General features: G+C 68.1%; 19 protein-coding genes and 1 pseudogene. 6 read left to right on the forward strand and 14 right to left on the reverse strand.

Annotation, left to right across the window (positions count from 1 at the left end):
- Nucleotides 1–236: 236 nt before the first annotated feature.
- Nucleotides 237–893, forward strand: coding sequence for a phosphate signaling complex PhoU family protein (locus AC5WS7_RS17455; protein ID WP_495955542.1), 657 nt, complete (start codon nt 237–239; stop codon nt 891–893).
- 145 nt (nt 894–1,038) lie between these two features.
- Here AC5WS7_RS17455 and AC5WS7_RS17460 read toward each other — a convergent pair whose 3' ends face one another.
- From AC5WS7_RS17460 to AC5WS7_RS17525, 14 genes and pseudogenes are all read right to left on the reverse strand, one after another.
- Nucleotides 1,039–1,950, reverse strand: a complete 912-nt coding sequence (locus AC5WS7_RS17460; RefSeq protein WP_495955543.1) for an acyl-CoA thioesterase — start codon at nt 1,948–1,950, stop codon at nt 1,039–1,041.
- A 62-nt stretch (nt 1,951–2,012) separates the two neighbouring features.
- On the reverse strand, nt 2,013–2,591 hold the full coding sequence (locus AC5WS7_RS17465; protein ID WP_495955544.1) for a carboxymuconolactone decarboxylase family protein: 579 nt from the start codon (nt 2,589–2,591) through the stop codon (nt 2,013–2,015).
- A gap of 29 nt (nt 2,592–2,620) precedes the next feature.
- Entirely contained in the window at nt 2,621–3,376 is a 756-nt protein-coding gene (locus tag AC5WS7_RS17470; RefSeq protein WP_495955545.1) for an SDR family NAD(P)-dependent oxidoreductase, read from the reverse strand.
- A complete protein-coding gene (locus AC5WS7_RS17475) occupies nt 3,373–4,200 on the reverse strand; it encodes a TauD/TfdA dioxygenase family protein (RefSeq protein WP_495955546.1) in 828 nt (275 codons plus the stop codon). Before AC5WS7_RS17475 ends, AC5WS7_RS17470 begins: the two co-directional genes overlap by 4 nt.
- 34 nt (nt 4,201–4,234) lie before the next feature.
- On the reverse strand, nt 4,235–4,570 hold the full coding sequence (locus AC5WS7_RS17480; RefSeq protein ID WP_495955547.1) for a nuclear transport factor 2 family protein: 336 nt from the start codon (nt 4,568–4,570) through the stop codon (nt 4,235–4,237).
- A 142-nt stretch (nt 4,571–4,712) separates the two neighbouring features.
- Nucleotides 4,713–4,832 (reverse strand): annotated as a pseudogene (locus tag AC5WS7_RS17485) (SDR family NAD(P)-dependent oxidoreductase); the annotation flags it as partial.
- Nucleotides 4,833–4,837: 5 nt separating this feature from the next.
- On the reverse strand, nt 4,838–6,265 hold the full coding sequence (locus AC5WS7_RS17490) for an aldehyde dehydrogenase family protein (protein ID WP_495955548.1): 1,428 nt from the start codon (nt 6,263–6,265) through the stop codon (nt 4,838–4,840).
- Nucleotides 6,266–6,288: 23 nt separating this feature from the next.
- The gene (locus AC5WS7_RS17495) at nt 6,289–7,995 is read right to left on the reverse strand and encodes a thiamine pyrophosphate-binding protein (RefSeq protein ID WP_495955549.1); all 1,707 of its coding nucleotides are present in this window, start codon (nt 7,993–7,995) and stop codon (nt 6,289–6,291) included.
- Nucleotides 7,996–8,014: 19 nt separating this feature from the next.
- Entirely contained in the window at nt 8,015–8,971 is a 957-nt protein-coding gene (locus AC5WS7_RS17500) for an SDR family NAD(P)-dependent oxidoreductase (RefSeq protein ID WP_495955550.1), read from the reverse strand.
- A gap of 4 nt (nt 8,972–8,975) precedes the next feature.
- Nucleotides 8,976–10,805 (reverse strand): flavin-containing monooxygenase, encoded by a 1,830-nt coding sequence (locus AC5WS7_RS17505; protein WP_495955551.1) that lies wholly within the window; start codon nt 10,803–10,805, stop codon nt 8,976–8,978.
- A gap of 17 nt (nt 10,806–10,822) precedes the next feature.
- Entirely contained in the window at nt 10,823–12,175 is a 1,353-nt protein-coding gene (locus tag AC5WS7_RS17510; RefSeq protein WP_495955552.1) for an aromatic ring-hydroxylating oxygenase subunit alpha, read from the reverse strand.
- Entirely contained in the window at nt 12,172–13,053 is an 882-nt protein-coding gene (locus AC5WS7_RS17515; RefSeq protein WP_495955553.1) for an SDR family NAD(P)-dependent oxidoreductase, read from the reverse strand. The genes AC5WS7_RS17510 and AC5WS7_RS17515 overlap by 4 nt, the downstream gene beginning before the upstream one ends.
- A gap of 5 nt (nt 13,054–13,058) precedes the next feature.
- Nucleotides 13,059–14,651, reverse strand: a complete 1,593-nt coding sequence (locus AC5WS7_RS17520) for an SMP-30/gluconolactonase/LRE family protein (protein WP_495955554.1) — start codon at nt 14,649–14,651, stop codon at nt 13,059–13,061.
- 570 nt (nt 14,652–15,221) lie between these two features.
- Nucleotides 15,222–16,028, reverse strand: a complete 807-nt coding sequence (locus AC5WS7_RS17525; protein ID WP_495955555.1) for a FadR/GntR family transcriptional regulator — start codon at nt 16,026–16,028, stop codon at nt 15,222–15,224.
- A 135-nt stretch (nt 16,029–16,163) separates the two neighbouring features.
- On the opposite strand from AC5WS7_RS17525, the gene AC5WS7_RS17530 reads away from it, so the two are divergent.
- From AC5WS7_RS17530 to AC5WS7_RS17550, 5 genes are all read left to right on the forward strand, one after another.
- Complete coding sequence (locus AC5WS7_RS17530; protein WP_495955556.1) at nt 16,164–17,333, forward strand: acyl-CoA dehydrogenase family protein; 1,170 nt, start codon at nt 16,164–16,166, stop codon at nt 17,331–17,333.
- 286 nt (nt 17,334–17,619) lie between these two features.
- Nucleotides 17,620–18,570, forward strand: coding sequence for an acyl-CoA dehydrogenase family protein (locus tag AC5WS7_RS17535; protein WP_495955557.1), 951 nt, complete (start codon nt 17,620–17,622; stop codon nt 18,568–18,570).
- Nucleotides 18,571–18,600: 30 nt separating this feature from the next.
- Nucleotides 18,601–19,383 (forward strand): enoyl-CoA hydratase/isomerase family protein, encoded by a 783-nt coding sequence (locus AC5WS7_RS17540; protein ID WP_495955558.1) that lies wholly within the window; start codon nt 18,601–18,603, stop codon nt 19,381–19,383.
- Between the two features lie 187 nt (nt 19,384–19,570).
- Entirely contained in the window at nt 19,571–20,746 is a 1,176-nt protein-coding gene (locus AC5WS7_RS17545; RefSeq protein WP_495955559.1) for an acyl-CoA dehydrogenase family protein, read from the forward strand.
- Entirely contained in the window at nt 20,743–21,852 is a 1,110-nt protein-coding gene (locus tag AC5WS7_RS17550; protein WP_495955560.1) for an acyl-CoA dehydrogenase family protein, read from the forward strand. Before AC5WS7_RS17545 ends, AC5WS7_RS17550 begins: the two co-directional genes overlap by 4 nt.
- Nucleotides 21,853–21,894: the final 42 nt, after the last annotated feature.

Below are 21,894 nucleotides of genomic sequence, written 5' to 3' on the forward strand. Positions count from 1 at the left end.
AAAGTCCTGGCGCCCAGGCACTCCGGGTTGGACGGCCGACGCATCATCGAGCGGTCGATGCCGCGGCACGGCGAATAGCCGCAGCCTGCTGGATATTCCGGAACGGCGGTATGCGTGCCGGTGTCGGCCGGCTACGGGGTGGGAACACCGGGCGCTTATACCGGAAAGCGAACGGACCGAGCGGATGGTTTCCCGGAAGTTGTGCATATGCGAGAGGAAACAGCGAAGATTACGGCGTGCGAACCAAATTCGCCGCAGAACTCGCGGCGCTCAGCGAGGAGCTCGGGAGGCTCGCGGAGTTGGCATCCCTGGCATCCGAACGAGCCGCGGTGGGGTTGGCCCGGGCCGATCTTACCGCCGCGTACGAGGCCCTCGCGGCCGATGAGGAACTTCAGACCGGATATACCGCCTGCGAGAATCGGGCCGTCATTCTGCTCGCACTGGAGGCGCCGGTCGCTCGCGACCTACGTCAGGTGGTCAGCGCCATCCGGATCACCGATGATCTGTCCCGGATCGGCTCGCTGATCAGCGCCATCGCCGAAACGGCAGTGCGCTACTTCCCGGATCCGCTGGCGCCGCCGGAGGTTGCCGAACAGCTCGCGGCGATCGGCGACGCGACCGCCGGCCTGATCGCGGCGACCAATGCCGCCATCGCCGCGTCTCCGGGCAAGGGGGACGTCCTCGTGCCGCCCGATCCGCGCCTGGCCGAACTGCGCGCCGAGGTGCTGGCCCGGGTCTCGGCGCCCGAGTGGCCGCACGGGCACGCCGTGGCGATGGATCTGGCGCTGCTGATCCACCACTACGAGCGCTGCGCCGAGCACTGCGTGCGCATCGGCGGGCTGATCAACTTCTTCCACACCGGCACGCCGCTGTCGCTGGAGGCGGCCGAGTAGCGCGGGCCGAGAGCCCGCACCGTTCCCATTTTCCCGGCCCCGATGACGTTCCGGTCATCGGGGCCGCCGAGTTTCGGGTGCTGTGCGGGTCTCCATGGCCGTGCAACGTGGGCAAGCTTGCCGGGTCGTATTGCGGCACAACGGTTTACAGCAATTCGCTGGCGGAACCGCCGCGTGGTGAGAAGGCGCGCAGCATGGCATGCACGCCGTAGGAGGCGACGATGCGACCGTCCCGGGTGAAGATCTGCCCCTCGCTCTGGGCATGGCCGCGTCCGGCGTAGGTGATGCGGGTGGCGTAGAGGAGCCACTGGGAGACATCGGCCTGGTCGTGAAAGGTGATGGTGGCCATGGTGATTCCGGTGGAGATGCTCCGATGGGCCATGGCCTCGCCGAACCCCGCGTGCGGGCGCAGGGCGGCGGCGACCGTCCAGTGCGTCGTGGACTGGGTCAGCAGCGCGGCGTGCAGATGGTCGTGATCGGGTGCGTCGCGAAAGCGCGTCCACACGAACAACTCCGGCGGGCCGACCCGATCGGGATCCGGATCGTAGGCGTCGTCGACGACGCGGATGTCGCGGCCCGCGACCTCGGTCCCCGGTATGTCCATCGGCCGAAGGCCTTCCGGCGAGTCCACCAGCGGCATCGGCGCGGCCGAGCGCACCAGGTCGGGCGCGGTCGCGTCGAGCAGCACGATGCCCGCGCAGCACAGCGAATCACGTTGGCGGATATGGATCTGCCCGGTGCCGAGCGTGCGGCCGGAACGGAGCATATCGACCTCGACCGCCAGGGGCTCGGTGTGCCGCGCCACCCGGGAGAAGATCATCGAGGCCGAGGTGACCCGTTGTCGCGGAACCTCTTTCGCCGCGGCCACCACCGCGCTGCCGAGCATCTGTCCGGCCTCCACCACGTCGCGGATCGTGGGGCCGTGCGCGGGGGCGAGATATCGTCCCGGGCCTTGCGGTTCGACATCCATCAGGCGCACGAGTTCGGCTTGGGACCACGCCGGCGTGTCGGGAGCGTCGTATCGGGGCGCCGCCGGGGGCTGGGGTTCAGCGGTCATGGCTGCTCGGAACACCTCCTCGTGCGAGAATAACGTTCTCCCGAATGAATACTAGCATTCCGCTATTGTTCGGGCAGGTACGGCCGCAGCGCTTCCTCCGGCTCGATGCCGAACGAGCGCAGCGACATGGCGACCATGGCGTAGGTGCCGACGGTGAAGACCAGATCCATCAGTTCGTTCTCGGCCAGTTCCGCCGACAACGTCGCCCAGGTAGAGTCGGCGATGCTGCCGTCGGTGAGCAGTTCGCCGACGGCAGCGAGCATCGCTCGTTCGAGCGGTTTCCATTCGGCGGCATCGGGTTCGGTGCGGATCCGGGCGATCTCCTCGGCGGTCAGGCCCGCGCGCTCACCCAGGATGACGTGCTGCGCCCACTCGTACCCACAGTGCCGCAGATGTGCCACCCGCAGGATGAGCAGCTCGCGCTGACGTGCGGTGAGCGAGGTGCCCGAGAGCAGATGCCGGTTGAACGTCAGAAACGGTTGTGCCAGTGCGGGATAGCGGGCCAGGGTGCCGAGCAGATTGGCTCCGCTCTGGTTCTCCTCGGACGGCCGGTTGCCGATGACCGAGGTGCGGAAGCCGTCGACGAACGCGGTCATCTCCGGTGACCAATCCGGTCTCGGCAGCGGGGATATGCGAGGCATGGTGTGACTCCTGTTGGGGCGGAAGGGGTTCAGGTGTTGCGGCCGCCGTTGACGCCGATGACCTGTCCGGTGATGTAACCGGCCTGCTCGCTGACCAGGAACGCGCAGGTTGCGGCGATGTCCTCGGGTTGACCGATGCGGCCCACCGGCGTCTTGGCCAGTTGCAGATCCATATCGAATACGCCCTTGCTCAGGGTGTCCCGCATCATGGGCGTCTCGATGAAGCCGGGCGGAATCGTGTTGACGGTGACGCCTTTTCGCCCGAACTCCAGTGCCAGCACCTTGGTCAGCCCGACCACGCCCGCCTTCGATGACACGTACGCGGCCATCCCGGGCACGCCCGAATGCATGCTGGAGGAGGAGATGTTCACGATGCGTCCCCAACCGGCGGCGATCATGTCCGGCAGCACCGCCTGACAGCATTCGAAGGTGCCGGTCAGGTTGACCGCGAGTACCCGGTTCCAGGTCTCGGCGGTGACCTCCAGGGAGGGCCCGGCCACGGTGATACCGGCGCTGTTGACCAGGATCCCGGGTGCGCCCAGCTGCTCGCGCACCTGTGCGGCCCCGGCGTCGATCGCGGCTCGGTCGGTCACGTCGACCTCGATTCCGACTGCTCGATTCCCCTCCTCGGCAATGGCTTTCGCGGCCGCTCGCGCCGCCTCGCCGTCCCGGTCGAAGATCGCGACCAGCGCGCCGTCGGCGGCCAGCCGACGGGCGATGGCCCCGCCGATTCCGGATGCTCCACCGGTGACGATGGCCGTGCGCGGGGATCGGGTGCTGCTCACTGGATCGGCTCCTGTCCGACGAGGGTGGATCGGTGCATGCGCCGCGGCATAGACCGGTCGAATTCACAGGCCCGGTGCACGAGCCCGGTGTTGTCCCAGATGACCATGTCGCCCACCGACCAGGTGTGCGTGTAGACGCGGTCCGGGGTGGTGGCGCGCTCCTGCAACTCCTCCAGCAGTGCACGACCCCGGTCGAACTCCATACCGACCACATGCGAGGCCGATGCGCCGAAAACCAGTGACCTGCGGCCGGATTCGTGTGTCCACACCAGCGGATGCTCCCGATCCGGGAAGCGCGCCCAGTCCGCCTCCTGCTCCCGCGTCGGGTTCGGAAAGGTCCGGCGCTGGATCGTGGCCATGCGGTGGACGACCCGCATCTCGGCGACCTGCTCCCGCTCCCGCTCGGACAACGCCTCGTAGGCGGCGTAGGTGCTGGCGAACGCCGTCTCGCCGCCCTGCTCGGTGATGACGTGCGCGCTCATGATCGAGGCGCGGGCGGGCACCTCGTCCATGGACCCGTCGATATGCCAGTAGTCGTTACTGGGGTAGTACTTCGCATTCGGATTGTCCGGATCGAAACTGATGATCATGACGTGCTCGTTCGGGAAGTTCGGAAAGCTCGCCAGCGGTCCCAGCTTCCGCGAGAACGCCACCTGGGCCTCGTCCCCGGCGTGCAGTTCGGGGAACAGCAGCACGCTGTGCCGTTCCAGGAGTTCGAGACACTGCCCCGGCAGGTCCTCGTCGGCGACCAGCCGTTCGGCGTCCACGCCGAGGATCCTCACCCCGACACTCTCACTCAATTCCTCGGTGGTGAGTGCGGCCATGCTGCGCTCCTTTCTGCACGGTCGTGCGCTGAATTCACCGATCACGAAGGGATGTTCGGTTCCCCCGCAGGTTGACCAGGGGGCGCCGATACGAGGGATCCTCGGCACTGCGCGACGGCTTGCCGTTGCCGTGGATGCCGGCCACGTCGGCGAACGGTATCGGCATCGTGGGAACCATTCCGGGTTCGGCCGGTCCGCCGACGAAATCGCCCGCGGCGATGGTGGCCTCGGGATGGAAGGCGGACGGGAACAGGTCCCGATCGAAGCGGTCCATCCCGCGGCTGAAGGGGGTCTGCGCGTCGAGGATGTCCTGCCGGTCCAGCAGGGCCGCGAGTCCGGCGAGGGCTTTCGCGTCCAGCGATGTGGTCATCGTGTGCTCCGTAATACGTTGTGCGGCAGGGTCACACGGGTGACCAGATCGGTTCGCCGCGAGTCGCGCGCAGCGAGGGGATCACCGAGCCGTCGATATCGGTGATGCCGTATTCACCGGCCGGATCGGTGAGATCCTCCGGCAGCGTGCGGCCGGTGACGTACACCGTGCAACCCTGTTCGGCCAGGGCCAGTGCGATACCTTTCCCGATACCCCGGCTCGCCCCGGTGACCACGGCGACCTTGCCGGACAACGCGCCCATCGGGGCTATGCCTCGGGCTCGTAACCCAGGATGCCCTTGACCTCGAGGTATTCCTCGAATCCGTATGCGCCCCACTCGCGTCCGTTACCGCTGCGGCGGTAGCCGCCGAACGGGGCGCCGAAATCGACGGCGTCGTTGATCGAGACCCAGCCCGAGCGGATCCGGGCCGCGATCGCGCGGGCGGCGTCGAGATCGGCCCCGGCGACATTGCTCGCCAGGCCGTATTCGGTGTCGTTGGCGATGGCCACCGCGTCATCGATATCGGCGTAGCCCAGGATCGACTGCACCGGGCCGAAGATCTCCTCGCGGGCGATGGTCATATCGTTGGTGACGTTCGCGAAAACCGTTGGCTTGACGAAGAATCCGCGCTCTAGACCATCGGGTCGCCCGGTGCCGCCGCTGACCAGCGTGGCCCCCTCGTCGATACCCTTCTGGATCAGTGCCTGGATCTTGTCGAACTGCGCCCGCGACACCACCGGCCCGATCGCCACATCCTGGGCCGGATCGCCGACGGTGACCTGTTCGGCGGCCTTGCGTGCGGCGTCGATCGCCTCGCTCATCCGATGCTTCGGCACCAGCATTCGCGTTGTGGCACTACAGGTCTGGCCGGAGTTCAGCATCATGCCCGTGACGCCCTTGGCGACGTTGGCGGCGAATTCGGCATCGTCGAGAACGAGATTCGGGCCCTTGCCGCCGAGTTCCTGGGTGACCCGCTTGACGGTGGCCGCGGCGTTGCGCGCGATTTCCACACCCGCGCGGGTGGATCCGGTGAAGGAGATCATATCCACGTCCGGATGCACCGACAGCTGCGTGCCGACGCCGGGCCCGTCGCCCTGCACGAGATTGAACACCCCGGCGGGAACGCCTGCCGCGTGCAGGATCTCGGTGAGGATCTGCGCGTTGAACGGCGACTGCTCGGACGGTTTGAGCACCATCGTGCAGCCGGTCGCCAATGCCGGGAACAGCTTCACCGCGATCTGATTCAGCGGCCAGTTCCACGGCGTGATCAGCCCGCAGACCCCGATCGGCTCCTTGATCAGCAGGGTCTGCCCGCGCCGCTCGGAGAACGCGAAGCTCGACAGCACCGAGATCGCCTCGGCCAGATGTCCGGCCGCCAGATCGAGCTGGAAACCGTTGGCCAGCGTGGCCGGCGCGCCCATCTCCTCGGTGAGCGCCGCGCCCAGATCGGCACGGCGCCCGGCGAATTCGCTCTCGATGGCGCGCAGCAGGTCGAGCCGTTCGGACACACTGGTGGCCGACCAGCTGGGAAAGGCCCTGCGGGCGGCCGCGACCGCCCGGTTCACATCGGCCGCCGAGCCCAGCGACACCCGTCCCGCCACCTCTTCGGTGGCGGGATTGATCACCTCGAAGGTCGTCGGTTCGGCGGGGTCGACCCACTTGCCGTCGATATAGAACTTGAAGTACTCACGCATGATTCGTCCGCTCTCATCCCGTCCTACTGCTGTCCCTCGGCGTACCAGGTGCGGAACTCGTCGTAGCTCGGCATCTCCTCGGAATTGGCCTTGGGGTCCACGGCCACGTGGATCACGCCGGGCTTGCCGCTGGCGTAGGCGCGCTTGATCGCCGGGGCGATGTCCTCGTCGCGCTCGACGTATTCGCCGTAGCAGCCGAATCCCTCGGCGACCTTGTCCAGCCGGGTCTCGGTGCTCCAGTGCACGCCGGTCTCGAGCGAGCCCTGTCCGAAGGTGCGCTTGTAGACCCCGACCTCGAGGCCCCAGGCATAGTCGACGCCCACCACGCAGACAAGCGGAAGATTCAGGCGCGCAGCGGTTTCCAGCTCGGCGATCTGGAACTGGAACGATGAATCGCCGGTGATCAGCATGACGGGGCGTTTGCCGCCGTCGGCGACCGAGGCGCCGACCGCGTACGGCAGACCCGTGCCCAGATGGCCGAAGTTCTGATTCCAGATGACGTCGTGCGGTTTGGCCTGCGAATAGGTCCAGCCGAAAATCGTTGTGGCGCCGCCGTCGCGGACCATGATGCCGTCGGGCGGGAAAGCCTTGGTGGCCTCCACGCTCAGACGTGCCGGATGGACCGGCGTCATACCCGAGGGCGCGGATTCGGCCAGTTCGGCCAGTCGGGCGGCATCGCGTTCGATCCACTCCGCCAGTTCCGGAGTCGGGGTGCGGGGGGTGTCGCGCAATGCCTCGACCAGTTGCGGCACGATCGCGCGCAGATCGCCGACCAGCGGCACATCGATCGGCCGGTTGACCCCGATCGAGGACGGATCCTGTTCCACCAGAATCCATTTCCGATTCGCCTCGTTCGCCACCCAGTGGTACCCGCGGCCGAAGTGCACCGGCTCGCCGAGTTCGGTGCCGATAGCGAGGCACAGATCCGACTGCACGACCGCGTCGACAGCCGAGGAGGAGAAGCCGTACGGGAAGGTTCGATCCTCGAGTCCCGCGATGTATGAGGTGCCACCGGAGGTCTGGATGACCGGTGCGGCAACGAGATCCGCGAGTTCCTTGACCTGTGCCCCGGCCCGCGCGGTGTGCACGCCGTGCCCGACCAGCAGTACCGGCTGCTTCGCGGCCCGGATGGCTTCGACCGCCTCGGTGATGCGATCGGCTCCGGCGGTCTGACCGACGAGCCGGTATGCCTTGGGCGGCAACGCCTGCGGCACGTCCAGATCCTCCAGGATCACGTTCGACGGGTATTCGATGTACACCGGACCGGGCGTGCCCGACAGCGCCTTGCGCAGGCCCTCGCGGATGATCTCGTCGGTCTGATCCGCGTATTCGATACTGGCGCTGTACTTCACCGCGTTCTCGACGAGCGGGGACTGCTGCACGAACTGGATGCGCCCGCGGCGAACCCGCTGCTCGGTGATCCGGGCGCGCTGGCCACCCAGGAAGATCACCGGAGAGTTCTCCACCTTGGCGCACATGATCGCGGCGGACAGATTCGCGATACCCGGGCCCAGCGTGCCGATGGCCACCGCGGCCTTACCCGTCATGCGCGAAACCGCCTCGGCCATCAACCCGGCCGATTCCTCGTGATGCGGCGCGACGACCGTCCAGCCGCGCTCCTGCGCACGATGGAACATGTGCACGAAATTCGGATCCGGGATGCCGAAGATGGTGTTGATCCCCTCGGCCTCGAAGAGTTCGAGGATGCGTTCGTAAACCTTCACTGCCATGCTGTGCCTGCTTCCCTGATCAGGTAGTAGGGGAATTGGTTCCGGTCGACGCCGGGCCGATGTCCGGCCGCGATCCGGCGGCCATCGCGAAGCTTCTGCCGATGTGGTCGGCATGCGCCGACAGCGGCGGGAGAATCCAGGAGTCGTGCGGGTCGCGGATCTCGTCGATGCGGTCGGCCACCTCCTCGACGGACCAGGACGGCTGATACACCCCGGGCGTTTCGGCGATGTACGCGCGGGCCACCCGTCCGGCGATCGCGACCAGCAATTCCCCGGTGAGCGAACAGGATTCGTGCGCCAGATAACCCACCGCGGGCGCGACCAACTCCGGGCGCATGTCCGGATAGGCGGAGGTGTCCAGACCGGCGGCCATCCGGGTCAGCGCCGAAGGAACGATGACGTTGCTCGTGATGCCCGCCTCGGCGCCCTCCAGCGCGACGACGTTGGACAGCCCGATCACCCCGGCCTTGGACACCGCGTAGTTGGCGACCGATTTGTTGCCGTAGATGCCACCGATAGAGGAGGTGAGCACCACCCGTCCGTATCCGGCCGCGCGCATCACCGGAAAGGCCGCGCGCACAACGTGGAACGCGCCGCGCAGATGCACGTCCACGACCGCCTCGAAGTCCTCGTAGCTCAGCTCGGTCAGCGATCCGTAACGGACGTTTCCGGCGTTGTGCACGAGGATGTCCAGGCGCCCGAAATGCTCCAGCGCCGAGTCGACGATCGCCCGGCCGCCCTCGGGGGTGGCCACCGATGCGGTGCAGGCGACGGCGTTCCCGCCCGCAGCGGTGATCTCGCGGACCACCTCGGCGGCCACCCCGTCGTCGGGGGAGTCGCCGCGCACACTGGCGCCGGGATCGTTCACCACGACCGACGCGCCCCGCTCGGCGAGCAGCAGTGCGTAGGCGCGGCCGAGACCTCTTCCGGCGCCCGTGATCACGGCGACGCGATCATCGAATCGCAATGCGGACAACGGATCACCCTTCCTTCAGGGACAGGCCCGCCAGATCGCCCGCGTCGCGCCAGGATTGCAGTATTTCCTCGAGCACGTAGAACCCGCCCCAGAACGGATCACCCAGGAACGAACGGCCGTTCGGCTCGCCCTCGCTGTTGTAATAACCCGGTGTGCACTCGGTGACGAAGGTGCTGTTGTCCACGGTATTGGCCCGCACCGTCCGGACCCACTCCTGCTCGGCCGCTTCGGTGGGCTCCACGACCGTGGCTCCGCGCGCGGTCGCCTCGGCGATGATGTAGGCGATGTGGTCGGCCTGCTGCTCGAACATCAGCGTCGTGGCCGCGGTGACCCCGCCCTGGATGAATCCGGTGAAGTAGATGTTCGGGAAGCCGTGCGTGGTCATCCCGTGCAGTGTGCGAAAACCCTTGCCCCAGTGCTCGTACAGCGATCGTCCGTCGCGACCGGTGAACGGTTCGATGTCGTACTGCCGGTCCAGGGAGGTGGTGATCTCGAAGCCGCTGGCCAGGATTATGCAGTCCACCGCGTATTCCTTGCCGTTGGCGACGACGCCCTTCTCGGTGATCCGCTCCACGCCTTTGCTTTCCGATACGTCGACCAGAGTGACGTTGGGGCGGTTGAAGGTCGGCAGATAGTCGTCGTTGAAGACCGGCCGCTTGCACATGTTGCGGTAGTACGGCTTGAGGATCTCCGCGGTCTCGGGATCGTGCACCGTCTCCGCGACCCGTCGGCGCAGCCGCTCCATCGCGCGGTAGTCCTCGATCTCCTTGAGCTCCATGAACCTCGCCGGATCCGCCAGTTCCGCCCAGCGGTTCTCGGCGTTCAGTTTCGCGGCCAGGTTACGGGCGACCTCGGTCCAGCCGTCGCAGATGAGGTCTGGCTCGCCGGGGTTGTAGAAAGCGAAGGCCGCGTTGTGGAAGTTGCGCTGCCGTTCGGCCCGCCAGCCGGGCTCGAGGGATTTCACCCATTCCGGATCGGTCGGGTGGTTGTCGCGCTCGAAAATGTAGGACGGGGTCCGCTGGAAGACGGTCAGATGCTCGGCCGCGCGAGCCACGTGCGGGATCACCTGCACGCCACTGGAACCCGTGCCGATGACCGCGACCCGCTTGTCGCCCAGCTTGTCCAGTCCGCCGTGTAGATCGCCGCCGGTGTACTCGAAATCCCAGCGCGCGGTGTGGAACAGGTGCCCGTCGAAATTCGCGATTCCCGGGATGCCGGGCAGTTTGGGGCGGTTGTACGGGCCCTGGCACATGACCACGAAACGCGCCTTTATCTCGTCGCCGCGATTGGTGCTGATCCGCCAGCGATCGATCTGCGCATCCCACTGCAACGAGCGGATCAGGGTGTGGAACAGGGCGTGCTCGTAGAGGCCGAAATGCCTTCCGATGCGCTGCGCGTGCGCATAGCATTCGTCGCCGTGGGAGAATTTCTCCTTCGGCATGTAACCGGTTTCCTCGAGCAGCGGCAGATAACAGTAGGAATCCGAATCGATCTGAATGCCCGGATAGCGGTTCCAATACCAGACGCCGCCGAAATCGCCGCCGAGTTCGATGATCCGGAAATCGGCGACCCCGGCCTGTCGCAACCGGTGCGCGGTGATCAGGCCGGCGAAACCGCCGCCGAGTACCGCGACCTCGAGCTCACCGGAGATCGGCTCGCGCGCTTGCACTGGCATATGCGGATCGCCCTCGTAGAAATCCGCGAATTCGTTCTCCGCCTCCAGGTATTGCTGCTGCCCCTCCGGGCGCAGCCGCTTGTCCCGTTCGGCCAGGTATTTCAGCCGCAGGGCTTCGCGATCGACGTCGGGAGTCTGCGTGGGTGAGCAGTCGCGCATGTAATTTCCTTCATTACTCAGCTCAGGTCGCGGGGTTCGCCGGTGCCCATGTACGACGCGAGGTTGTGGTGCAGGTTCACGATGGTTCGTTCGCGGTAGGGATTCGGCTTCGGGCCGGAGAATCCGCGGGACTTCATGCCTTGTTGGACCGCGGCCATATTGTCGAAGTCCTGGGGGAGAACCGTGCGCCAGCCCTCGTCACCGACCGGTGTGTAGATCCATTCGGTCTCGGGCTCCTCGCCGGGCGGGAACAGTTCGAACACCGAAGCCTCGAAAATGCATTTGTCCGGGTCGAATCCGTACGGCCGGAATCGGTAGCAGAGCATATTGTTCGGGGCGTGGCCGATCTGGAAATTGGGGAAGATCTGCCAGGAGGTCCCGCTCTTCGCCACGATCTCGGGATCGACGGTCGGCCAGATGACCCCGCGTTCGGCGTCCTCGCGCCGGCAGGTGTCCAGCCAGTACCGCAGCACCTCACCGGGCGGGGTGCCCTCGGGCAGCTCGTCGGCCAGCCGATTGGCCACGGCCACCATTGATTCGGTGGTGTTGGTGTTGGCGTTCTCCCAGGTGAAATTCTGCAGTTGCGCGGTGGACAGGCGGGCGTCCGCGCCGCTGCCGATGCGCAGTTTGCCCTGGTTCTCCTCCATGCCCTTGGGCGCGTCGTAGCCGATATTGCTGTGCTTGCCCTGCGCGCGGCCCCAGCCCAGGAAATCGCCGAAATTCATGAATTCCGGATGGGTGTAGGGCACGTGGTAGGTCTCCATGAACGCCTCGAAGGCGACCTTCCAGTTGCAGTCGAAGGTCAGCCAGCGCCGCCACCGGTACCGCATGTTCTCCAGATGGAACGGATCCAGCAGGGAGGCAGCGGGTTCCAGATATTCGCGCAGCGGTTCCGCTTCGGAGTCCAGGTTGATCCACACCCAGCCGCCCCAGGTGTCCAGGCGGACCTGGTTCAAGCCGTCGTTGCGCTCGGACAGGCCGCACGGCCAGTCCCCGCGTTCGGGCACGAAGGTGTTGTTGCCCTGCAGGTCGTAGCGCCAGCCGTGGAATCCGCAGACGAACTGTTTGCGGCTGCCCCGGGCGTCGTGCGCGCCGGGCGGAGTGTCGACCAATCGGCGGCCGCGGTGCGCGCAGACGTTGTGATACGCGCGAATCGTGTCCTCGGCGGTGCGCACGACGATCACCGAATCGTCGAGGATCTCGTAGGTGAGGAAATCGCCCACCCGGGGCAGCTCCTCCACCCGGCACACCTGCTGCCACACCTTGGCCCACAGCCGATCCCCTTCGGCGCGAGCGTATTCCGGAGAGATGTACGCCTCCACCCCGATCGTCTTCGGGGTGGAGAGGTCGTCGGCTGTCGTCTCGGTCATAGGGTGCTCCTCGTTATGGCCGCGCGGAACGATTCGTCCTTCAGGAACAGGGAAGTGTTGTCGGCGCCCAGATGGGTCCACTTGAGATTCAGGCCACCGTCCACGAGCAGGGTCTGTCCGGTGACGTAGCCGGACAGGGCGGAGAGCAGGAACAGGATCGCGCCCGCCTGCTCCTGCGGGGTGCCGCGCCGGCCCATGGCGATGGCCCTGCGGTCGCGTTCTGGATCGGTGTCGACATAGGTGCCCGAGGCGGGGGTCTCGGTGACGCCCGGCGCGACCGCGTTGACCCGGATGCCGTCCAGCGCGAGCTCGACCGCCAGCGTCCGGGTGGCCGCGACCAGCGCGGCTTTCGCTGTGCCGTAAGCGATGTGGAAGGGCGCGGTGTTCATCCCGCTGATCGAGGAGACCGAGACGATCGAACCGGGCAGGGAGCGCGATTTCAGCTCCGCCGCGACGGCCTGGCTGAAGAAGAACATCGTCTCGAGGTTCTGGGTGAACAGGGCCTGCCAGTCCGCGCGGGTCACCCGGGTCGCGGGCATCCAGGTACCGGGCGCGGCTCCGCCCGCGACGTTGACCAGGCCGTACAGCTGCCCTTCGGTCTCGCCGGCGCGCCGCATGACGGTGGCGATCCCCTCCTCGGTGGCCGCGTCGGCCGCTACCGGAATGACCGAGAGTCCTTCGGCGGCAAGCGGTTCGACGTGTTTCGCGAGGTTCTCCGGGGATCGGCTGACGGCCAGGACGGTTGCTCCGGCGCGGGCGACCGCGCGGGTCACCGCCGTGCCGATACCGCCGCCGCCCGCGCCGGAGACGATGACGATGCGGCCGTCGAGGCCGAAGAACTCGTTGGCGGAGAACGTCTCTCGGGTCGAGTCGGCCATCCTCGTCACTCCGTGTAACGCAGCGCGAGCACGCTGCCCTCGGCGTCTGCGGACAGGTAGACCGTGCCGTCGGGCCCGGCGGCGATACCCGCGAACGGGCCCATCGGGCCGGAGAACGGAGGAGTGCCCAGCAGCGGTTTGGGGACGACTCCGGGCGGTGCGCCCAGCGGCAGGTCGGCGGCGATGGTCTGGCGTTCGCCGGTGCGGAGGTCGACCCCGATCAGTGCGTTGAGCCCGACGTCGACGATCAGTAACCGGTTGCCGCGCACCAGGATTCCCTGCGGGGTGTCCAGGCCGTCCAGCACCGTGTCCACGCGCGGGCCGATCGAGACGATTCGCCCGGCGCCGGATTCGGAAACCAGGGGCGCCCCGTCCGGCCCGAAGGCCACACCCATCGGGGCCCGCAGGCCGGAGGCGAGCACATCGGCGCCGCCTGCCCGGACCGACAGCACCCGGCCGGTGCCGAGTTCCGCGGCGACGATGGCGCGGTCGGGGGTCGCGGCGATGCCGTAGAGTTGATCGAATCCCTCGGCCACCACCTCGGTCTCGGGCTCGGGATGCAGCCGGTAGTAGGCGACCTGCCCGCCGGAGGTGGCGCAGAGGAATTCGCCCGGGCCGACGGCGCTGACGCCACGCACATACCCGGGCGTACCGGCGCTGAAAAGCGATGCAAGCGTGTGCAATTCGCCGCCGCGCAGGACGTAGAAGAAGGTGCCGTCCGCGACGTAGAGGTTGCCCTCGGCATCCACGGTCAGATCCAGCGGCCACATCAGGCCGCCGTCGAGCACCGTCTTCGTCGCACCGCCGGACAGGATTTCGGTGATCTCGCCGGAGAAGTTCGAGACGAACAGACGGTCGCCGACGAATGTGCAGTTGTCCAGGCCGGGCGCGAGCTGGGCAAGGACCTGGCGCTCGCCCGTGCGCGGATCGATGCGCAACACCTCGCCGGTCTGCACCTGTGTGGAGACGATGCGTCCCGCGGGATCGAACTTGACCGAGTCGGGTGTGCCGAGATCGCCTGCGACACGCTCGGGTTCGCCGCCATCCGGATCGATGCGCCAGATGTCGTTGGAGCCCATGACCGGGTAGTAGAGCAGGCCGTCGGGGCCGACCTCCATGGCGTTGGGCATCACCAGGTTGTCCTGCAGAACGCGCGGTGCGCTGCCGTCCAGCGGCAGCTCCATCAGGCGTCCGCCGATCCGGCATTCGTTGACGAACAGGCGGCCGTTGTGCACCGTGATCCCGTTGGCGCCGGGCAGATCCGCGCGGATCACCCGGGTGCTGCCATCGGTATTGCGCACGCTGACCCGCGCGTCCATGTACTCGGTGGCGATGAGATTGCCACCGGGATCGAATGCGAGATCGTCCGGTGCGACGATGTCGCCGCCCTTGGCGCTGACGGTTTCCAGATCGCCGGTGGTCACGTCGAGGGCGCTGATCTGGCTGCCCGCCACCTGGGCGACGTAGACGCGCCCGTCGGGACCGGTGCGTAACCCGTTGGCGCCGAACAGTCGGCTCGGCGGGGTGAGTCGTCGCAGGCTCCAACCCTCGGCGAGGGTGACCGGAGTTGTGCTGCTGTAGCGCGCCCCCTGGCTCACGGCGGGGCCTCCCATGCTGAAGAGAACGTCGGTGTTTGTCCGAAGGTGGCGGCCGACCCGGCCGAATCGGCGGTCGTGACGCACGCCACTTTGCGTGGGGCTACGCTACTTCAATCCTCATAAGGATAGCAATACTTGAAGCACTGATTTTGCGGGGCTACACTGCCGGTCGCTACGCGGTCGTGCGTGGCCGGAGATCTGTTGGACGCAGCGATGAGGAAGCGAGAGTGATTCGGCCCTTCGACCGTTTACCCGGAGAAGGCCCCCGGCGGTGCTGCTGTGGCCCGGCCGTCGGTCCCGGGCTGCACGTCGTGTTGGTGCGCGTGGACAGGGTTCGGGTGCGCATGCCGCGGCGTGAACGCGCGCACGCCGCGCCGGGTACCGGCTGAATTCGCTTGTCCTGGGCCGAGCCGGAGGCCTGCCTGAATCAGCGTGTGCGGAACTTCCTGTCGCACAGCGTGATTGCGAGCAACATCGATCCCCGGCCGGGCGTCGGCCGCCTGGTCCGAAACCGTCGGGCGTTCGGCGCTGAAAACCCCTGCTGGGCAGCGGGTTGGCCGGCGTCGTGATTCAGACCCGCGGGCCGCGGCTCGACTGGATGGCCTGGCGGGCCAGATCCGAGGTGGCGTTGACGATGCCGTTGTCGAAACGCTCCAGTACCAGGGCCTGGGTGGCGGTGAGGTGGGCGCGGTAGAGCCGTTCGGCGGCCTCGGCGCGGCCTGCGGCGATCTCCTCCAGCAGGCGGCGGTGGGTGCGGACCGACTCCTTGGATTCGGTCTCGGAGGGGTATTCGCCGCGTTTGGTGAGCACCTCGGCCCAGGCCTCCTCCTGTGAGGACCACAGTGCTACCAGGCTGCTGACCACGTAGCGAATCGTCGCGTTCGGTGTGAACGAGACGATGAGATCGTGGAAGTCGCGGGCGGTGTGGGTGAAGGGCAGGCCCTCGCCGATCAGTTCCGCGGACGCTTCGATATTGGCCTCGAGTGCGGGAACGATCGCCTCGGCGCGATCCTCGCGGCGGGCGCATTCGGCCGCGCACATCGGTTCCAGCGTGCGCAGTCCGGCGGCCAGATCGCCGAGGGTGACCCGGGCGCCCTGCAGGGCCAGGCCCAGGTGGTACGCGGCGGAGGACTGGTCGGGGCGGTGCACCTCCGCGCCGCCGACATTGCCGCGCCGGACCGTGACCAGGCCCTCGGTCTCGAGGATGCGCAGCGCCTCGCGGATCGAGGGGTAGCTCACGCCGAAATCCTGCACGAGCTGGTCCTGGGTGGGGAGGCGATAATCGTCGTCGCCGGACAGGATGCGGTTGCGCAATTCGGCGGCAACGGTCTCCGCGATGCGGCGCTGCGGGATCCGGCCGCGCCGGGCGTTGGTCACCCCTCGCCTCCGGTCGTACGCCGGCCGCGCATCTGACCTGCCCGTATCGGTGATATCACGCGTGCGAGTCTACCCAGGGCCCGGTGACCATTCAAATATTGCTATCCTTATGAGGATTGAAGTACTGTCCGATTCATGGACTTCACGATGGGTGAGGCCGCCTCCGAACTCCGCGGCGAACTGCGTCGGCTGATCGCAGCGGAGGTTCCCCCGGACTTTCTCGGCGCGTTCACCGACGATCCGGCGGATCTCGCAGTCGCCCAGCGCTTTTCCCGGCTGCTCGCCGAACACGGGCTGCTGTGCGCCGCATGGCCGGTGGAGTTCGGCGGGCGTGGCGCCTCGATCTGGGAACAGACCGTCGTGCGCGAGGAGATGTGGGCCCATCACGAGCCCCGGGGCGCGCAGTACATGGGCGTGAACTGGGTCGGCCCGACGATCATGCGGCACGGCACGCCCGAGCAGCAGCGCAAACACCTGCCGCCGATCGCGCGCGGCGAGGTCATCTGGTGTCAGGGGTTCAGCGAACCCGAGTCCGGTTCGGACCTGGCTTCCCTGCGGACCACCGCGCGCCGGGACGGTGACGGGTGGCGCATCTCCGGGCAGAAGATCTGGACCTCCTACGCCGGTATGGCGCAGTGGTGCTTCCTGCTCGCTCGCACCGCCAAGGAGGAACGAAAACAGCAGGGGCTCACGGTATTTCTGCTGCCGATGACCGATCCGGGCATCGAGGTCCGGCCGATCCGCTCGATGCTGGGACCGCATCATCTCAACGAGGTCTTCTTCGACGGCGTGCGCGCCACCGAGGCCGATGTGCTCGGCGCCGTGGGCGGCGGGTGGCCGGTGGTGCAGGAGGTGCTGTCCTTCGAACGGGTCGGGATCGCCCGCTACGCCCGCTGCGAGCGGTTGCTCCAGGTCGCGCCCGAGGTGCTGGGCGAGGATTGGGACGCGCTGCCCGGCGCGCTGCGTGGCCGATGGGCGCGCATGCTGACGCACTGCCGGCGGGCCCGCCTGCTGGCGTACCAGGTTGTGTCCCTGCAGGATTCCGGGCGGATCACCCCGGCCGACGCGGCCGCCTACCGGATCGCGGTCACCCGCCTGGACCAGGACAGCGGCGCGGTCCTGACCGAGATCGCCGACTTCGCCACCGGCGATTCCGAAGCGCTGCAACGCTTCCGCCGAGCCGTGGCCGATCACGCCCGGTACGCCCATGCCGCCACCGTGGCCTCGGGCAGCATCGAGATCCAGCGAATTCTGCTCGCGCGAGCGCTGTTGGGTGCCGGCCGCAAGAAACGGAACGCGGCATGAGCGCCGGGGCACGCGGCGGCGATTTCCTCGGGTCGTGCTCGCCGCGACGGTCGCCCGGGGCAGCATCGAGGCGCAGCCGATACCGCTGGACGGTCGAAGCCGGGGGCGGTGCAGACGAGCACGAACGCGGCAGGGCAGCGAAATATTCTGTGGGGGATGTTCGTCGCGTCGCGACTTCGCTTTCGGTCGAGGCGGATGTGACGCGGCCGAACGGGTTGGGGGCAGGCGTGACCGAGGATGACGCGGTGCGGTGGCTGGTCGGCCCGGACGTGCTGGAGTGTGCCGTATGAATATCGAGTTATGCTCCGAGGCAGCGGAATTCGGCGTACAAGCGGGTCGGGCGCTGGCCGCTGCCGGAGGCGACGAGCTGGTTCAGCGGGCCGAGCGGGAGCCCGAGGTGCGGCGGGCGGTCGTGGCCGAGGTGCTCGCGGGTCTCGGGGCGTGGGATCTCGCGCCCCGGCGCGAGGTCGTCGAGCTGGAGGCCGCCGCGGCGCTGTGTCGCAGCGCCGGATATCTGGCTGTTCCGTATCCGGTGGCCGAGCGGTTGGCGCGGCCCGAAATCCCGGGCGTCGACGGGCTGGTGGTGGTCTCCGAGGTGGGGCCGGCCGCGCCCGTGGCGGATCTGGCGTTGCGATGGGCGGCGGTGACTGTCGACGGCGTGCGGCGCAATGCCGCTGTGCGGCCGAATGATTCGTCCTCCCGCACGTCCATGTTCGTGGCCGGGTTGGACCTCGGCGCACCCGTCGAGGGCAGCGGTGACCCGGTCGATGTGGCACTGGGGCTGGTGCTGCCGTGCTGGACGCTGCTGGGCATGCTGGATCGGGCCGTGGATCTGGCGCGGACGCATGTGCTGGTCCGGGAGCAATTCGGGGAGCCACTAGCGCAATTCCAGGCGGTGCAGTTCCAGCTGACCGATGCCGAGGTGGAGCGGCGTGGCGTGGAGATGCTCGCTCGGTACGCGTTGTGGAGCATAGGATCCGGCGACGCCGCGGCGGTTCACGACGCGCTGGCTCTGCGCCTGGCCGCGGTCGAGGCGGCCGATACCGTCTTCCGGGTCGCGCACCAGCTGCACGGGGCCGTGGGATTCTGCGATGAATCGACGCTCTCCTGGATCTCGCGGTACAGCCAGCCGATCCGGCGGCTGCCGTTCGGGCGGTCGGCCACCGAGGAACTGCTCGGCAGCGGTCTCGCACGACGCGGACTGCGCGGGTTGTTCTCCGACCCGGCAGCGGTGTGAACGGCCGAAACTCCCAGGGAGGCTGAGGAATTGCGTTACGACCTACCCGGCGAACTGGAGGTCCGGTGCGACGGGCCGGTGCGCACGGTGGTACTGAACCGGCCCGAGGACTTCAATGCCGTCGATGCGCACCTGCACCGCGGACTCGCCACCGTCTGGCGGCAGCTGGCGGCCGACACCGCGGCGCGGGTGGTGATCCTGACCGGTGCGGGCCGGGCGTTCAGCGCCGGTGGTGATCTGGACTGGATCACCTCGTTCCTGCGCGATCCGGTCGCGCGGGACGAGAGCATTCGCGAGGGTGCGCAGATCATCGAGGAGATGCTGCGGTTTCCGCTCCCGGTGATCGCCGCGGTCAACGGCCCGGCCGTGGGTCTGGGCGCGAGTATCGCCGTACTGTGCGATGTGGTGCTGATCTCCGAACGGGGTCACCTGGCCGATCCGCACGTTGCGGTCGGGCTGGTCGCGGGCGACGGCGGTGCGGCGTTCTGGCCGCTGCTGACTCCCATTCTGCGTTCGCGCGAATACCTGTACACCGGCGATCGGATCGATGCCGATACCGCGGTGCGACTCGGCCTGGCCAGCCGCGTGGTCCCGCCGGACGACCTGCTCGGCGAGGCCCGCCGCCTCGCCGAGCGCCTGGCCGCCCAACCGGCCGACGCTCTGCGCGGCACCAAACGTGTTGTGAACATGTATCTTTCGCAGGCGGTCGCCGGCCCGATGCAGGCGGGTTTCGCCGCCGAGGTGGTCACCATGCAATCTCCGGAGCACCGGGAACGTCTGGAAGCGTTGCGGCACAGGACGAGAGGCCGATGAGGTCGCGGTCGCCACGCACGGCCGGCGCCGATGACGCGGGGGCGTGTTGCTGGCCGCGGACCCGACGGGGGCGGCTGTCGGGCGCGGTGGCCGCGAACTCGGCCGACCGGCGCGATCGGCGGCGGGATCCGGGTGTGCCGAGCAAAAGCGCTGTGACATCTGATGATTCGAACCGAGGGGGTGCTCGATGACCGCGCCGCAGCAGCTGGGCGAGTTTCGTGCCGAGGTCCGGCGCTGGTGCCGGGCCGAGATTCCGGCGGACTGGCGGGCCGCGCAGACCGGCGCCTCGGACGCGGAATTCGTCTCGTTCCAGCAGGAATGGTTTCAGCGGTTGCGGGAGGCGGGATTCGCGGTGCCGCACTGGCCCGCGCAGTGGGGCGGGGGGATGCCGGTGACCGAGCAGATCGTGCTCTACCAGGAATTGGCGGCCCACGATGCGCCGCGGCTGGTGCTGGCGTTCGTCGCGATTCACCACGCTGCCGCGACGCTGCTGGCAGCCGGGACACCCGAGCAGCGGGGGCGGCATCTGCCCGCCATTCTGGACGGTGAGATCTGGGTGCAGGGGTTCTCCGAACCCGCGGCGGGATCGGATCTGGCCGCTTTGGCGACCACGGCTCGGCGCGACGGCGAGGACTATGTCGTGACGGGCCAGAAGGTGTGGGCCAGCGGCGCGCAGTTCGCGGATTGGTGTCTGCTGCTCGCGCGCACCGACCCGAATGCGCCGAAGCGACAAGGTATTTCGTACTTCCTGCTGGACATGCGGACGCCCGGGATCGAGGTGCGGCCGATCCGCCAGGCCACCGGCGAATCGCATTTCTGCGAGATCTTCCTCGACCGGGTGCGTATTCCGGCCGGCGGCATGATCGGCGCGGAGAACACCGGATGGCGGGTGGCGCAGCGGACCCTGGGGGCCGAGCGCGGACTGACCATGCTGGAATTGGCCGAGCGACTGGGCAATGCCGGATTCCGGTGGTTGGTGCGGGCATGCCCGGCCGGGGATCCGGTTCTGCTCGACCGGCTCGCCGGATTCGAGACCGAGATCGCCGGACTGCGGCTGCTGTGCCGAGACCTGGTGGAACGACACGAATCCGGGACCGCGGGACCGGCGGATGCGTCCATCGTCAAGCTGTACTACAGCGAACTGTTGCAGCGAATGACCGATTTCGGCACCGAACTCGGGGGAGTCGCCGCCCATACCGTCCTGCACAAGCCGCGATCGGGCGGCTGGGAGTCCGGCGCGTGGGCGCTGGATTTCCTCGGTTCCTGGGAATGGACGATTCCCGGCGGTACCAGCGAGATCCAGCGCACCATCATCGGCGAACGCGGCCTCGGACTGCCCCGGGAACCGAGCGGGGCACGATGACCGGGGCGGTCGGGGACGCGATGGAATTCGCCGAGCTGCACGATGAATTGCGTTCGGTGGCACGGGATGTGCTCGCCGAGCGGGATGCCGCTCGCCTCGCCCCCGCCGGACTCGCGGGTCTGGGGTGGCTCGGTATGGAGATACCGGATGAATCGGGCGGCGCCGGAGCGAGTTTCGCCGAGACCGCGATCGTGCTCGAGGAATTCGGGCGTGCGGCGGCCGGAGGGTACTTCGGGGCGGCGCTCGGAGCCGGGACCTGTGGTCTGCTCGCCGGGACGGCCGAGCGGGACGAGCTGCTGCGCGCGCTGGCCGCGGGCGAGGCGATGACGGCGGTGGCATCGGCCGCCGCGCCCGGCGATTGTGCCGGCGCCGCGCCGTTTCGCCTGCATACCGGCTCCGGCGGGCTGTTGCTCAGCGGCCACGCGGAATTCGTGCTCGACGTGATGTCCGCGGATCGGCTGCTGCTGTTGGCCGACGACCCCGACGACGTACCGGTCATCGTCGCGGCCGAGGCGTCCGGGCTCGCGCGCGCCGCCCAGCCCGTGCTCGACGAGACCAGGACATTCGGCCGCGTCGTCGCGAAAAATGTTGCGGTGCAGCCGGAGTCGGTGTGGCGATTCGCCGGGGATCCGGAGGCGGCGGTGCGGCGCCTGCACGATCGCGCCGCACTCTCGATCGCCTGCGACAGCCTCGGCCTCTGCGCCGCGATGCTGGAGGCCACGACCGCCTATGTGGGCGTTCGTGAGCAGTTCGGCCGTCCGGTCGGGTCCTTCCAGGCGGTCAAACACGCCTGCGCGGATATGCTCGTGCGCAGCACCATCGCCCGGCATCTGGTCGCGGACGCGGTGCGGCAGGCGGTAGCCGGGGATGCCGACGCCTGGGTGGCCGTTTCCATGGCGAAATCCCACAGCTGTGCCGCAGCGGTCGAAATCGCCGGTAAGGCAATGCAATTGCACGGCGGCATCGGCTACACCTGGGAGAGCGGCATCCACCGTTATCACAAGCGCGCCATGCTGAACCGCGCCCTGTTCGGCTCTTCCGCGGCTCACCGGCGCAGGCTGGCGCGGCGGTACCGCGACGTGGGCGCGGGCGCGCAGGAACCATGAGATCGGACCATGACGGCCGGGTCCGCGCCGGGCGCGGATGCC

Source organism: Nocardia sp. PLKS1-43 (genome assembly GCF_059510335.1).

Coding starts and splice junctions, on each gene's coding strand:
- AC5WS7_RS17475 (WP_495955546.1), bottom strand. CDS start 4,200: ATGGCCGCACTCACCACCGAGGAATTGAGTGAGAGTGTCGGGGTGAGG.
- AC5WS7_RS17510 (WP_495955552.1), bottom strand. CDS start 12,175: ATGACCGAGACGACAGCCGACGACCTCTCCACCCCGAAGACGATCGGG.
- AC5WS7_RS17480 (WP_495955547.1), bottom strand. CDS start 4,570: ATGACCACATCGCTGGACGCGAAAGCCCTCGCCGGACTCGCGGCCCTG.
- AC5WS7_RS17505 (WP_495955551.1), bottom strand. CDS start 10,805: ATGCGCGACTGCTCACCCACGCAGACTCCCGACGTCGATCGCGAAGCC.
- AC5WS7_RS17550 (WP_495955560.1), top strand. CDS start 20,743: ATGACCGGGGCGGTCGGGGACGCGATGGAATTCGCCGAGCTGCACGAT.
- AC5WS7_RS17535 (WP_495955557.1), top strand. CDS start 17,620: ATGAATATCGAGTTATGCTCCGAGGCAGCGGAATTCGGCGTACAAGCG.
- AC5WS7_RS17530 (WP_495955556.1), top strand. CDS start 16,164: ATGGACTTCACGATGGGTGAGGCCGCCTCCGAACTCCGCGGCGAACTG.
- AC5WS7_RS17460 (WP_495955543.1), bottom strand. CDS start 1,950: ATGACCGCTGAACCCCAGCCCCCGGCGGCGCCCCGATACGACGCTCCC.
- AC5WS7_RS17515 (WP_495955553.1), bottom strand. CDS start 13,053: ATGGCCGACTCGACCCGAGAGACGTTCTCCGCCAACGAGTTCTTCGGC.
- AC5WS7_RS17545 (WP_495955559.1), top strand. CDS start 19,571: ATGACCGCGCCGCAGCAGCTGGGCGAGTTTCGTGCCGAGGTCCGGCGC.
- AC5WS7_RS17490 (WP_495955548.1), bottom strand. CDS start 6,265: ATGCGTGAGTACTTCAAGTTCTATATCGACGGCAAGTGGGTCGACCCC.
- AC5WS7_RS17495 (WP_495955549.1), bottom strand. CDS start 7,995: ATGGCAGTGAAGGTTTACGAACGCATCCTCGAACTCTTCGAGGCCGAG.
- AC5WS7_RS17465 (WP_495955544.1), bottom strand. CDS start 2,591: ATGCCTCGCATATCCCCGCTGCCGAGACCGGATTGGTCACCGGAGATG.